The sequence below is a fragment of the Pseudonocardia endophytica genome (assembly GCF_004339565.1).
GTDB classification, from domain to species: domain Bacteria; phylum Actinomycetota; class Actinomycetes; order Mycobacteriales; family Pseudonocardiaceae; genus Pseudonocardia; species Pseudonocardia endophytica.
In genome coordinates, this window is sequence record NZ_SMFZ01000002.1 from 3373298 (window position 1) to 3386713 (window position 13416).

Below are 13416 nucleotides of genomic sequence, written 5' to 3' on the forward strand. Positions count from 1 at the left end.
TTCAGGTTGCGACGAGTGTAGGCGAAACCCTGGTCGTCGTCGGTAGGGTCGGGGCTCGTCCGGTTCCGCAACTCGAGGGGGAGTTCGTCGATGCAGTCGCAGGGGTCACTGGAGACCGGGTCGGTGTGGACCGACGGCATCCCGGGCGTGGACGTGCCGGGCTACGACCGCGACGGCATCACCACCGGGATCGTCCATTTCGGAGTCGGCGGGTTCCACCGGGCGCACCTGGCGATGTACGTCGATGCGCTGCTGGAGGCCGGCGAGGCGCGTGACTGGGGCATCTGCGGCGTAGGGGTGCTCGACGGCGACCGCCGGATGCAGCAGGTCCTGGACGCCCAGAACGGGCTCTACGCGCTGGTGCGCAAGGAACCCGACGGCACGCTGTCCCCGCGGGTGATCGGGTCCATCGTGGACTACCTGTTCGCGCCCGACGACCCGGAGAGGGTGATCGAGAAGATCGCCGACCCCTCCACCCGGATCGTCTCGCTGACGATCACCGAAGGCGGGTACGTGATCGACCAGGTGACCGGCGAGTTCGACCCCTCGGACCCGGGCATCCAGGCCGACCTGGCCGAGGGTGCGGTGCCGCGCACCGTGTTCGGCCTCGTCGTCGAGGCGCTGGCCCGACGACGCGAACGCGGCACCGGCCCGTTGACGATCATGAGCTGCGACAACATGCAGGGCAACGGCGACACCGCCCGCCGGGTCTTCACCGGCTTCGCCGCGTTGCGGGACAAGGAGCTGGGGGAGTGGGTGGCCGAGTCGGTCACATTCCCGAACTCCATGGTGGACCGGATCACTCCGGCCACCGCGGACTCCGACCGGGAAGCGCTGGCCGAGCGCTTCGGCGTGCACGACGGCTGGCCGGTCGTCTGCGAGCCGTTCACGCAGTGGGTGCTCGAGGACCACTTCGCGGCCGGGCGTCCGGAGTTCGACCGGGTCGGCGTCCAGCTCGTCGACGACGTCGTGCCCTACGAGATGATGAAGCTCCGCCTGCTCAACGCGACCCACCAGGCGCTGGGTTACCTCGGCTACCTGGCCGGGCACCGCTACGTGCACGAGGTCGCTCAGGACCCGGAGTTCGCGCCGTTCCTGCGCGCGTACATGGACGTCGAGGCGACCCCCACCCTGCGTCCGGTGCCCGGCATCGACCTCGACGAGTACAAGTCCACCCTGATGGAGCGCTTCGCGAACCCGGCGGTCGCGGACACGTTGCTGCGCATCAACTACGGCTCCTCGGACCGGATCTCGCTCTTCCTGCTGCCGGTCGTCCGACACCAGCTCGAGCACGGCGGGCCGGTCGAGCGCAGCGCCGCCGTCGTCGCCGGATGGGCGCGGTACGCGGAGGCCACCGACGAGCAGGGCGAGCCGATCCAGCAGCAGGACCGTCTCGCCGACGAGCTCACCCCGCTCGCGCAGCAGCAGAGCACCGACCCGCTGGCGTTCCTGCGCTACACGCCCGTCTTCGGCAATCTGGCCGACGACGAGCGGTTCGCCGCCGCGTTCACCGAGAGCCTGCGCATCCTGCACGCCGACGGTGCCCGCGCGGCCGTGGCCGCCGTCTCCTGACCCTCGCGGAATAGGAGAGCCTCCCCTAATATCCGGGCGTGGCTCCTGCGCAGATCGCTCCCCGGGTCGGACGACGTCATCTGTTCCGCGCGGCCGGTGCCGGCGTGGCCGGCGCCGTGCTGGCCGCCTGCGGGCGCACCGAGACCGGTCCGGCCCCGGCGTCCGACGGGGTCTTCCCGGTCACCGTCGAGGGCATCGAGGGTCCGACGACCGTCGACGCCGAGCCGCAGCGCGTCGTGACCGTCGGGACCTACCGGGACATCGACGCCGCACTCGCACTCGGTGTCGTGCCGGTGGCCGCGGCGGAGCTCCCGCCGATGATCCCCGGCGGGATCACGCCGTGGGCGAAGGAGCGGATCGGCGGCTCCCCGATGCCCGAGCTGTTCGCCACGACCGGCGGCATGCCGTTCGAGAAGATCGCCTCGCTGGCGCCGGACCTGATCATCGGAACCGACTACAGTGGACTCGCGAACGACTACGGGACGCTCTCCGGCATCGCGCCGACGCTGTCCAGCGCCTCCGGGTACAACAAGGACACCTGGCAGGTGACCACGAACCGCGTCGGGCAGGCCCTCGGCAGGGCGCGCGCCGCCGCGGACACCGTCGCCCGCATCGAGGCCGCGATCCGCGCGGCCCGCGAGCAGAACCCCGGATTCGCCGGCCGCACGTTCACCATCGGGCCGGTCACCCCGGACGGGACCGTCTACACGATCAACAGCACGAACGACGCGTCCGCCCGGTTCCTGTCCGACCTCGGCCTGACGCTCTCGCCGTCGGTCCTGGGGCTGGCGGGGGACCGGCTGCCGGGCCGCGCCGTCGTGAGTCCGGAGCTGCTCAGGACGCTGGACGCGGACGTGATGATCCTGTCCTACTCGAACGCGGCGTCGCGGCAGAAGGTGGAGGCCGAGCCGCTGTTCCAGCAGATCCCGGCCGTCCGGCGCGGCGCCTACGTCCCGGTCGAGACGACGACGGCCGTCTCCATCGCGTTCCCGTCCGCGCTCAGCATCCCGTACGGCCTGCAGAAGACGATCCCGCTCATCGCGGCCGCGTTGACACGCTGATCACTGCCCGCGGCCGGGTGATCGCCGACCTTGCCGATCACGGCCTCACGGGCCGCACGGCTCAGGCGTGCTCGTGCGCGAGCATCGCGGCGCCGATGATGCCCGCCTCGTTCAGCAGCGTCGCCGGGACGATCTTCGTGCGGCTGTCCACGTAGGGCGACCACTTGTCGAACTTCTTGCTCACCCCGCCACCCACGACGATCAGATCCGGCCAGACCAGGTTCTCCAGGTGCTGGAAGTAGCGGGTCAGCCGCTCGCCCCAGGCCTGCCAGTCCAGGTCCTCGCGCTCGCGGGCGGAGTCGGCGGCGCGCTTCTCGGCGTCGTACCCGTCGATCTCCAGATGGCCGAGCTCGGTGTTCGGCACGAGCTTGCCCCGCGAGATCAACGCCGACCCGATGCCGGTGCCGAGCGTGACGACGAGGACGGTGCCCGTGTGCCCGTCCGCCGCACCGAACTCGACCTCGGCGACGCCCGCCGCGTCCGCGTCGTTGACGACCAGCGCCTTCCGCCCGGTCGCGGACTTCAGCGCCTTCTCCGCGTCGGCGCCGATCCAGGACTCGTCGACGTTCGCCGCGGTCTGCGTGACCCCGTGCTGGACGACGGCCGGGAACGTGCAGCCGAACTCGCCCTTCCAGTCGAAGTGGTCGAGGATCTCGCCGACGACCTTGGCGACCGCCTCCGGGGTCGACGGCTGCGGCGTCGGGATGCGCAGGCGCTCGTCGGCGAGCTTGCCCTTGTGCAGGTCGACCGGTGCGCCCTTGATGCCGGAGCCACCGATGTCGATCCCGAACCCGAGGTGCTTCTTCCCGCTCATACCCCTGCCTTCGCTCCGCCGAGTGCACCGGCCACCACGTCACGAGCCTCGTCCTGGATCCGGGCCAGGTGCTCCGGACCGAGGAAGCTCTCCGCGTACACCTTGTAGACGTCCTCGGTGCCGGACGGGCGTGCCGCGAACCAGCCGCTCGCCGTCTGCACCTTCAGGCCGCCGATCGCGGCGCCGTTGCCCGGCGCCGACGTCAGCTTCGCGGTGATCGGCTCGCCGGCCAGCTCGGTCGCCGTCACCGCGCCCGCGTCCAGCTTGCCGAGGCGCTGCTTGTCCTCGGCCGAGCAGGCGACGTCGGTGCGGGCGTAGGCCGGCTCGCCGTGCCGGGCGGTCAGCTCGGCGTAGTGCTCGCTCGGCGTCCTCCCGGTCACCGCCGTGATCTCGGAGGCGAGCAGCGCCAGGATGATCCCGTCCTTGTCCGTCGACCACGGCGTGCCGTCGAGCCGCAGGAACGACGCGCCCGCGCTCTCCTCGCCGCCGAACGCCAGGTCGCCGGACCGCAGGCCGGGCACGAACCACTTGAACCCGACCGGCACCTCGTAGAGCTCCCGGCCCAGGTCGGCGGTCACGCGGTCGATCATGGTGGAGCTGACGACGGTCTTCCCGACGGCCGCGCCGGCCGGCCAGCCGGACCGGTTGCGGTACAGGTAGTCGATCGCGACGGCGAGGAAGTGGTTCGGGTTCATCAGCCCGCCGTCGGCGGTGACGATGCCGTGCCGGTCGGAGTCGGCGTCGTTGCCGGTGGCGATCCGGTAGGGAGCAGCGAGAGGAGCGCCAGCGGAACGAGCCTCAGCACCGCCGCGCATGATCTCGACGAGCGAGGCCATCGCGTAGGGCGACGAGCAGTCCATCCGGATTTTGCCGTCCCAGTCCAGCGTCATGAACGAGAACGCCGGGTCGGTCTCCGGGTTCGTGACCGTCAGGTCGAGCGAGTAGCGCTCGGCGATCGCGGCCCAGTAGTCGACGGACGCCCCGCCCAGCGGGTCGGCGCCGATCCGGACGCCGGCCGCGCGGATCGCGTCCATGTCCAGCACCTGGTCCAGCTCGGACACGTAGGCGTCGAGGAAGTCGTAGTGCCCGACGTCGGCGGACACCGCCTCGAACGGCACCCGCCGCACGCCGTGCAGCTCGGCCTCGAGCAGCTCGTTGGCCCGGTTCGCGATCCACGTCGTCGCGTCCGTGCCGGCCGGGCCGCCGTCCGGCGGGTTGTACTTGAAGCCGCCGTCCGCGGGCGGGTTGTGCGACGGCGTGACGACGACGCCGTCGGCCAGTCGCGACGACCGGCCGCGGTTCGTCGCGAGGATGGCGTGCGAGACGGCCGGGGTCGGGGTGAACCTGCCGCCCGCGTCGACGAGCACCTGCACGCCGTTCGCCGCGAAGACCTCGGTCGCCGTGCGCCACGCCGGCTCGGACAGGGCGTGCGAGTCGCGGCCGAGGTAGAGCGGCCCGTCGGTGCCCTGCTCCTCCCGGTACTCGCAGATCGCCTGGCTGGTGGCCGCGATGTGGTCGTCGTTGAACGTCGTGGTGAGCGACGACCCGCGGTGCCCGGACGTGCCGAACGCGACGCGCTGCGCCGCGACCGACGGGTCCGGGTGGTCCTCGGCGTAGGCGGCGAGCAACGCGGGCACGTTCACCAGGTCCTCCGGCCGGGCCCGGGTGCCGGCGCGGTCGTGCACGGACATCGATGTCTCCTCGTTCGCGATCGTGCGTCGTCCTCCCACCCTGCCGTATCCGGCGCGCCGTGGCACGTGCGCCGGGCGGGTACGGTGCCGGATGTGCGGATCGCGTCGCTGCTGCCGGCCGCCACCGAGATCGTCGGGGCGCTCGGGCTCGGCGACGACCTGGCTGCCGTGACGTTCGAGTGCGACGAGCCGGCCGGGATCCGGGACCGGTGCCCGGTCGTCGTGGACACGGTCCTCGCGCACGGCATGACCCCCGCCGACATCGACCGGACCGTGCGCGAGCGCGCCGCGGCCGGGCTCCCGATGTACGAGCTGGACCGCGACACGCTCGCCCGCGTCGACCCGGACCTGATCCTCACCCAGGACCTGTGCCGGGTCTGCGCGCTGCCGCAGGCGTCCGTCGACGAGGCGCAGGAGTCGATCGGGACCCGTGCCCGCGTGCTGTCGCTGGACCCGCACGGTCTCGACGACGTGTTCGCCGCGATCCACGACGTCGGCGCCGCCACCGGTGCGGTCGCCGCCGCGCGGGACCTGGTCGGCGGCCTGACGCACCGCCTCGACGCGGTGGCCGCGGCCGTCGCCGGACGGCCGGTGCCGCGCGTGCTCGTGCTGGAGTGGACCGACCCGCCGTTCCTGCCGGGGCACTGGGTGCCGGAGCTCGTGTCCCGTGCGGGCGGGGAGGCCGTCGGCGCGACCCCGGGCGGGCGCAGTGTCGCGGTGGAGTGGGACGCGCTGCCGGAACCGGTGGACGCGGTGCTGGTCGCGCCGTGCGGGTTCGGTCTCGACGACGCCGTCGCGCAGGCCCGTGCGGTGCGCGACCGTCTTCCGGCCGGGGTGCCGGTCGCGGCGCTGGACTCCGCGTCGTTCGTCGTGCGGGCCGGACCGCGTCTGGTCGACGGCGTCGAGGCGATCGCCTGGGCGCTGCACCCGGACGCCGTGCCGGAGCCGCCGCCGGGCCGGGTCGTGCGTCTCTAGAACCCGGACAGCGACGGGCGGCGGGCGGGCCGCTCCTCGTGCGCGACGTCGTCGTGCCCCGGTGTCCCGCGACGGGACCGCACCGCCATCAGCACGACCCCGAGCCACCAGCCGAGCAGCAGCACGGCGACGACGACCGAGCCGGTGAACCACCCGTTCCCGGTGGCGAACAGCGACGACGTCAGGCCCGACACGGTTCCTCTTCCACGAGCACCACGCCCACGATCGGGCGACGTGCCGGACGGTACCGCAACGGCCGTTGCGTCAGCATCGCCCGTTCGGCCCAGCGGGTGTGCCCGCCGAGATGCAGCGCAGCGGGGCGCCGGAGAGCGGCGACTCCCGCTGAACCGCGTCTCGGTGGCAGCCCCGATCAGTCCGGCGCCCGCGCCCCGGTCAGCCGCCCGACCAGACGGGCGATGTACGGCGCGACCAGCAGCATGAGGATCACCCGCAGCACCTGCACGGCCACCACGGACGTGACGTCCACACCGGACGAGATCGCCGTCGCAAGTACGGCGTACACGCCGCCCGGCGTCGTCGCGAGGTAGCCCTCCAGCGGCGTCATGCCGGTCGTCGCGGACAGCAGGAGCCCGAGGCCGGCGCAGATCCCGACGACGCCGAGGATCAGCGCCGTCGCCATCGGCAACACCCGCACGACGGTGCCGAGCGCCTGGCGGGTGAAGCGCAGCCCGGCCTGCCAGCCGATCACCGCGTACGCGACGTCGACGAGCAGCGACGGCACCGACGCACCGAACGACAGCCCGGTCAGCGAGAGCGCCAGTGCGATCACCATCGGCCCGAGCAGCGACCCGGCGGGCACCTTCACGAGCTGGGCCAGCGGGATGCCGATCCCGCAGCACACGGCCGTCACGACGAGCCCGACCCAGGCGGGCGCGTTCCCCGGGTCCGGCGACCCGCCCGCCCCGGAGGCACTCGCCCCGAACGCCAGTGCCGCGACGACCGGCATGGTGGCCGTGACGAGCCCGACCCGCAGGTACTGGATCACCGAGACGATCCGCTCGTCGCCGCCGAGCTCGCGGCTGATCGCGACGAGGCCGGACGCGCCGCCTGCCGTCTGCGCGAGCATCCCGGTCAGCGGGGACACGCCGCGCTGCAGGCCCATCAGCAGCCCGGCGCCCATGCTCGCCCCGAGCGTGCCGAGGCTGATCAGGAGCACCGGCAGCCACTCGTCGGCCACCGTGGCCAGCGTGTCCGGGCGCGCCAGCAGTCCGATCACGACACCGATCACGGCCTGCGCGGCCGACGTCGCCGGCTTGGCGACGCGGGCCGGGCCCCACCCGGCGAGCGCGAGCACTGTCGCGACGAGCAGCCCGGCGAACAGCGCGGGGGAGGGGACGTCGACGGCGCCGAGCAGCACGGTGGCGACGACGGTCAGGGCGGCGAGCAGCGCCCAGCGGCCCCAGGAGATGCCCTTCAGGCGCGCGATCCCCTGCTCGGTCCGTGCGCCCACCGGCCGACTCTAAGCCGGGCTCCACCGGATCCGCCGACCGGCGGGGATTGATTCCGATCACCCGGTGCGACGATCGTGAGCGTTGACAAGGAGGTGGCGCGTGGGCGAGCACGCCGACGAGGTCGGGCTGGGTCCGGTGATCACCGGGTTGACCGCACCCGGTGCCGAGTTCGAGATGGAGACGGTCACGGTGCCGGGGCCGCGCGGGGTGGACGTCGTGATGCGGGTGTATCGACGCGGTCCGCACACGCTGCGGGACCTGCTCGTCGCGACCGAGGCGTTCGCGGACCGGACGTTCACCGTCTACCAGGGCGAGCGCTGCACCTACGGCGAGCACCGCGCACTGGTCGCCGGGCTGGCCCGGTGGCTGCGCGACGCGCACGGGCTGGTGCCGGGCGACCGGGTCGCGATCGCGGCGCGCAACGTGCCGGAGTGGTCGGTGACGTTCTTCGCGGCGGCGTGCGCGGGGCTCGTCGCGGTGCCGTTGAACGCGTGGTGGAGCGTGTCCGAGCTGGAGTGGGCGGTGGCCGACTCCGGCTCCCGCGTCGTCGTGGCCGATCCGGAACGGGCCGCGATGCTCGCCGGCTCCGGCGTCCCGGTGGTCCGGGTGCGCGGCGGCGGTCCGCCACCGGACGGCGTGATCGAGTGGGACGACGTCACCAGGGCGTTCGACCCCGACCCGTCGCTGCCGGACGTGCCGGTCGCGCCGGACGACGACGCGACGATCCTCTACACGTCGGGCACGACCGGACGGCCGAAGGGCGCCGTCGGCACACACCGCAACCACTGCACGAACATCCTCAACACGGCGCTGTCCGGACGGGCGGGCCGGGAGCTGTCCGGCGCCGAACCGCCCGCCGACCCGGGCCTGCTGCTTGCCTACCCGCTGTTCCACATCGCCGGGATCAACGGTCTCGTCGGCGCCGCGCTCACCGGGGCGAAGCTGGCGACGCTCTACCGCTGGGACCCGGCAGAGGCCCGTGCGCTGGTGCGCGAGGAGCGGCTCGACCGCACGGCGGGTGTGCCGTCCACGATGGCCCAGCTCGTGGACGGCGGACCCGGCGCGGACCCGGCCGACCTGGCATCGCTGACCTCGATCGGGATGGGCGGGGCGCCGATCCCGCCGGAGCTGGTCGCGCGCATCGGCCAGGGGCTCGGGAAGGGCGCGGCGAACGGATACGGGCTCACCGAGACGACCTCGGCGGTGTGCTTCAACGCCGGCGCCGACTATCTCGCGCACCCGGACTCGGTCGGGCGGCCGTACCCCGGCGCGGAGCTGCGGATCGACTCGCCGGACGACGCCGGCGTCGGCGAGCTGTGGTTCCGCGGCCCGAACGTGGTGCGCGGCTACTGGAACAACCCGGAGGCGGACGCCGCGGCGTTCGTCGACGGGTGGTTCCGCACCGGCGACCTCGGTCACGTCCGCGACGGGTGGGTGTACGTCGTGGACCGGCTCAAGGACGTCGTGCTGCGCGGCGGCGAGAACGTCTACTCGGTGCAGGTCGAGTCCGCCGTGCACGAGGTGCCCGGCGTGGTCGAGGTCGCCGTCTTCGGTGTGCCGCACGCGAACCTGGGGGAGGAGGTCGCGGCGCTCGTGAGGGTGGCCTCCGGTGCTGCCCGCGACGACGACGCCGTGCGGGCCGTCGTCACCGCCCGCGTCGGTGCGTTCGCGGCCCCGGCGCACGTGCGGTGGACCGACGAGCCGCTGCCCCGAACGGCGACCGGCAAGATCCGGAAGAAGGAGATCCGGGAGTCCTTCTAGTGCCGACGTTCGCTCCGCGGGGTCGCTCGGCGGGCGCCCGGCCGGCGCTCCCGCCACACGACGCGCAGGTCGACGCGACCGACGTCGAGCCCGGCCTGCGTGCAGTGCGCGAGCGGCGGTGTCTGCACCGTCGAGCAGAGGCTGCTCAGCGCGCCGGGGACGCCCGCGTCGCCGGACGGGCCGGACGGCACGACCGACAGCGTCGCCCGCCCGCGGCCGCGGCCGTCCGGCTGGCGGCGCGCCCCCGTGTGGTCGACCGCGACGGACGCCACCTCCGTGACCGTCCCGACCTGCTCCAGCACCACCGCGACCGGCTCCGGGGCGTGCCGACCGGCCGGCAGCGTCCGGGACCCCCGAGCAGTCACCGACCGGTGTCCGTCCCGCCGCCCGCGAGGTCGGCGAGCGGTACCGACGAACGTCGCCACCCGCACCTCGGTCCCACGCCGACCGGCACAGTCGGATACGCGATCAGGACGATCGGAGCTCGTCCAGCGCGGCGGCGGCCCGGTCGCGCGCCGTGTCCTTCGCGCGGGCCGTGCGGGCGGCCTCCTTCTCCGCGCTCGCCCCGGAGTGGGCGGCCTTGTTCGCCGCCGCGTACTCGTCGCGGGCGCGGTCGAGCTCCTCGATCAGCTCGGTGACCCGGTCGCGGCTCTCCTCCTGGCGCCGGGTCGCCTCCTCGGCCTGTTCTCGGGTGCGGTCGTGGGTCCCGCGGGCCTCCGTCGCCGCCTGCTCGGCCCTCTGCAGTGCGGCCTCGGCCTCGGCGATCTGCTTCTCCCGACGCCGCTGCTCGCCTGCGTCCTCCGTGTCGTCGCCGGTGTCGTCGTCGCCGGTCTCACCGCGGTCGGCTCCGGCATCGCCGTTGCCCGACGGCGCCCGGCCGGCCGGGCGGGGTGCGGCGCCGGCCTCCGGCTCGGGACCGAACCCGGCGTGCCGCTCGGCCTTCACCAGCCGCCCGGAACGGATCCGGTCGGCCAGCTCGGAGTCGGCCAGCGCGGACTCGAGGATGCCGCGGACGTCGCGCTCCAGTCCGGAGTCGACCCGGTGCCCGGCTTCGCGGCCGAGCGCGGTCGCCTGCCGCGACAGCGCCCCCACCAGCTTGTTCCGCTGCGCGGTCATCTGCCGGAGCGCGGCACCGTCCAGCGTGCGCTGGGCTGAGGCGAGCGTCTCGGCGAGCCCGAGCAGACCCTCCACCTCGTCGCGACGGTCGTGGACGAGGAGGTTGACCAGCCACGCCGCCCGCGACGGACGTCTCAGTGCCCCGAGCGCCCTGGCAGCGTCCTTGTCGCCGTTCTCCTTCGCGACCGCGACGCGCGCGTCCCGCTCGGCGACGAAGTCCTCCGGCGCGACCCGGTACAGCTCGTCGGTTGCCTCGTCGACCGTGCCGTCCGCGTCCACGCCGGTCAGCCTGCCGTGCCGGCACCCGTCCCGGCCAGCAGGGCGCGCGGCCCGACCCGCCGGTCATGATCGGCGGGAGTGGCATCAGCGCGCCACAGGTGGCGCGTTCCGGCCGGTTCCGCCGATCACGGGATGGGGGCCGGCGCCGCGCGGGGCCGGGTCGGTCACGATCGGCGGGAGTGGCGTGGGTGCGCCGCAGGTGGCGTGTTGGGACCGGTTCCGCCGATCACCGGGCGGGGAACCGGCGCCGCGCGGGGGGCCCGGCCGAGCCCGGCTGGTCATGATCGGCGGGAGTGGCATCAGGGCGCCACAGGTGGCGCGTTTCGGCCGGTTCTGCCGATCACCGGGCGGGGAACCGGCGTCGGGGGCGAGACCGGCTGGTCATGATCGGTGGGAGTGGCACCAGGGCGCCTGAGGGGGGCCCGGCTGGTCATGATCGGCGGGAGTGGCATCAGGGCGACACGGGTGCCGCGTCTCGGCCGGTTCCGCCGATCACCGGGTGGGAGACCGGCGCCGCGCGGGGTCGGGGCGAGACCGGCTGGTCATGATCGGCGGGAGTAGCATCAGCGCGCCAACCGTGGCGCGTTCCGGCCGGTTCCACTGATCACGGCGGTTCACACGTCGACGCCCGCCCCGCGGAGAAGGCGGGGCGGGCGTCGGCGGACGGGCCGAGCTCAGCGCAGGGTGACCGTCGCGTCCGGCTCGACGACGCGGAACGTGAAGCTCTCCTCCAGGTAGAGGTGCACCGTGTCGCCGTCGTGGTCGGAGTAGCCGATGGACAGGTCCTGACCGACGTCGAGCAGGAAGTCCCCGCCGCGCTGGCTGACCACCAGCGCACCGTCGAGACCGGGGGCGCGCAGGATCTGCCCGCCGAGGATCCGGCTCAGGTGCTCGAACAGCAGCGTGCCGCCCCGCTCGGCCGTCTCGACGATCCTGGTGTAGCCCTCCGGGTCGATGGCCATCGCGTAGGGGCCCTCGATACCGTTGCGGCGCAACTGGTCCACCGCCCGCGCGACGACGTCCGGGTAGCGCTCGGTGTCGTCGCCGAGGTGCAGCGCGTCGTACGGCGAGACCTCGCAGATGCCCGAGATGCCGGCCTCCGGCCAGCCGTGGAACACCGCCCGGTTCTCGATGACCGCAGCCTCCCGCGCGGCGCGCGCGAGATCGTCGAACTCGGGGTCCTGGGCGCCGCGCTGGATGTCGTCGATCTCGTCGCGGGACACCGTGAACGGCACCCGGAACTCGGCGAGCGGCTGCACCTGGCGCAGGCGGGCCTTCGCACCGTCGGCCTTGACCCCTGGCGGCGGGCCGTCGAGCCGGCGGACCCGGCCGACGTCCACAGAGGACACCTCCCAGCCGGCGGTGCCGGTGTTCCAGTCGGCCAGGCGACGGGCCGTGAGCAGCGGGCTGAGCCGCTCGCGGGCCTCGTCGTCGACGGCCTTCCAGGCCAGCTCCGGGATGGGGGCCTTGTCGCGGAGAAGGTGGTTCTGGGCGGTCACTGGGAGTCCTCCTTCAGGCTGCCGATGCCAAGTCCCCGGCCGGGCGCGTCGGCGTCGGGGTCGTTGCGGGCCACGTAGTCCTCGGGATCCTTGTCACGGTTGTCGAGGTCCTCCGGCGTGGGGTGGGCCTCCATGAACTCGCTGAACTGCGCGCCCAGCGAATCCCGCAGACCGGTCGTGGCGTTCAGCCGGAAGTTGGCGAGGCCCTCGTTCTCCTCCTCGCCCATGTGCTCGTCGTTCGCGCGGCGGGCGGCCCAGACGCCGTCCCACCACCCCTGGGAACCCACCGGGTTCCGCGCCGCCTGCGCGACGCCGTCGCGGATCTCGTTGTGGTCCCCGATGGCGTCGAGCGTCTCGTCCTCGGGGTCCTCCCCGTGTTCGAGCAGCTGCGGGTAGAAGATCTTCTCTTCGGCGATCGCGTGCACGTCGAGCCGGTTCGCGAGCGGCTCCCAGAGGGCCGTGAGCTCGCGCGGGTCGCTGGTGGGTGCGGCCTGCAGCTCGTCGAGCGCCGCGAACTGACGACGGAACCAGTTGTGGTCGTCGAGGATCAGCGTCGTGATGTCGGGCACCGGCCGATGCTAGGACGGTGGCGGGCGCTCGGCTCGTCGAACGAGCGCCCGCCACCCACCCGGTCAGCTGAGGTTGGCGTAGGTGCCGAGGATGGTGGCGCGGCCGAGGACCCGGCCGAACGTGTTGAACATCAGGAACACCGGCGTGGCCGTCGGCGGGACGTCCAGGGTCGCGGCGTCCAGCGCGTGCACCGTGAAGTAGTAGCGGTGCGGGCCGTGCCCGGCCGGCGGGGCGGCACCGAGGTAGCGCGCGAGGCTCGCGTCGTTCGGGAGCTGGACGGCTCCGGACGGGAGTCCCGTGCCGTTCTCGTCGCCCGCGCCGGACGGGAGCTCGGTCGTCGACGCCGGGATGTCGAACACGGCCCAGTGCCAGAAGCCGCTGACCGTCGGCGCGTCCGGGTCGTAGCAGGTGACCACGTAGGACTGGGTGCCGTCGGGCGCTCCGCTCCAGCTCAGCTGGGGGGAGACGTCCTCGCCGCCGGCGCCGAAGATGCCGGACAGCTGCGGGGTGGCGAGGGTTCCGCCGTCGGTCAGGTCGGTGCTCGTGACCGTGAACTCGGGAACCTGGGGGAGATCGTCGTAAGGATTGCGGGGCATGTTCCGGGAT

The 13416-nt window shown here is 73.5% G+C and carries 13 protein-coding genes; 4 read left to right on the top strand and 9 right to left on the bottom strand.

The genetic code is table 11. The annotated features are described in order from the left end of the window. Positions 1–90: 90 nt before the first annotated feature. Entirely contained in the window at positions 91–1572 is a 1482-nt protein-coding gene (locus tag EV378_RS34335) for a mannitol dehydrogenase family protein (protein WP_132432108.1), read from the top strand. Between the two features lie 38 nt (positions 1573–1610). After that, entirely contained in the window at positions 1611–2633 is a 1023-nt protein-coding gene (locus tag EV378_RS34340; protein WP_132432110.1) for an ABC transporter substrate-binding protein, read from the top strand. 61 nt (positions 2634–2694) lie between these two features. On the opposite strand, the gene ppgK is transcribed toward EV378_RS34340, so the two are convergent. Then, positions 2695–3447, bottom strand: coding sequence for a polyphosphate--glucose phosphotransferase (ppgK, locus tag EV378_RS34345; RefSeq protein WP_132432112.1), 753 nt, complete (start codon positions 3445–3447; stop codon positions 2695–2697). Then, a complete protein-coding gene (gene pgm / locus EV378_RS34350) occupies positions 3444–5138 on the bottom strand; it encodes a phosphoglucomutase (alpha-D-glucose-1,6-bisphosphate-dependent) (protein ID WP_132432114.1) in 1695 nt (564 codons plus the stop codon). The genes ppgK and pgm overlap by 4 nt, the downstream gene beginning before the upstream one ends. Positions 5139–5231: 93 nt before the next feature. Between pgm and EV378_RS34355 the strand changes: the two genes are divergently transcribed. Continuing rightward, on the top strand, positions 5232–6113 hold the full coding sequence (locus tag EV378_RS34355; RefSeq protein ID WP_132432116.1) for a TroA family protein: 882 nt from the start codon (positions 5232–5234) through the stop codon (positions 6111–6113). Here EV378_RS34355 and EV378_RS34360 read toward each other — a convergent pair. Both EV378_RS34360 and EV378_RS34365 read right to left on the bottom strand, forming a co-directional pair. Next, positions 6110–6307, bottom strand: a complete 198-nt coding sequence (locus EV378_RS34360; RefSeq protein ID WP_132432118.1) for a hypothetical protein — start codon at positions 6305–6307, stop codon at positions 6110–6112. The two genes, EV378_RS34355 and EV378_RS34360, sit on opposite strands and share 4 nt — an antisense overlap. Positions 6308–6483: 176 nt before the next feature. After that, positions 6484–7584 (bottom strand): AbrB family transcriptional regulator, encoded by a 1101-nt coding sequence (locus EV378_RS34365; protein WP_243653905.1) that lies wholly within the window; start codon positions 7582–7584, stop codon positions 6484–6486. Between the two features lie 100 nt (positions 7585–7684). On the opposite strand from EV378_RS34365, the gene EV378_RS34370 reads away from it, so the two are divergent. Continuing rightward, positions 7685–9346: a class I adenylate-forming enzyme family protein gene (locus tag EV378_RS34370; protein WP_132432120.1), complete on the top strand. Its 1662-nt coding sequence runs from the start codon at positions 7685–7687 to the stop codon at positions 9344–9346. Here EV378_RS34370 and EV378_RS34375 read toward each other — a convergent pair. From EV378_RS34375 to EV378_RS34395, 5 genes are all read right to left on the bottom strand, one after another. Continuing rightward, the gene (locus tag EV378_RS34375) at positions 9343–9711 is read right to left on the bottom strand and encodes a hypothetical protein (protein ID WP_132432122.1); all 369 of its coding nucleotides are present in this window, start codon (positions 9709–9711) and stop codon (positions 9343–9345) included. The genes EV378_RS34370 and EV378_RS34375 overlap by 4 nt on opposite strands. 103 nt (positions 9712–9814) lie before the next feature. After that, positions 9815–10741, bottom strand: a complete 927-nt coding sequence (locus EV378_RS34380; protein WP_132432124.1) for a hypothetical protein — start codon at positions 10739–10741, stop codon at positions 9815–9817. 674 nt (positions 10742–11415) lie between these two features. Continuing rightward, positions 11416–12240, bottom strand: coding sequence for a family 1 encapsulin nanocompartment shell protein (locus EV378_RS34385; protein ID WP_132432126.1), 825 nt, complete (start codon positions 12238–12240; stop codon positions 11416–11418). Further along, positions 12237–12809 (bottom strand): hemerythrin domain-containing protein, encoded by a 573-nt coding sequence (locus EV378_RS34390; RefSeq protein ID WP_132432128.1) that lies wholly within the window; start codon positions 12807–12809, stop codon positions 12237–12239. The genes EV378_RS34385 and EV378_RS34390 overlap by 4 nt, the downstream gene beginning before the upstream one ends. 63 nt (positions 12810–12872) lie before the next feature. Then, positions 12873–13406 (bottom strand): YbhB/YbcL family Raf kinase inhibitor-like protein, encoded by a 534-nt coding sequence (locus tag EV378_RS34395; RefSeq protein WP_132432130.1) that lies wholly within the window; start codon positions 13404–13406, stop codon positions 12873–12875. Between the last annotated feature and the right edge of the window lie 10 nt (positions 13407–13416).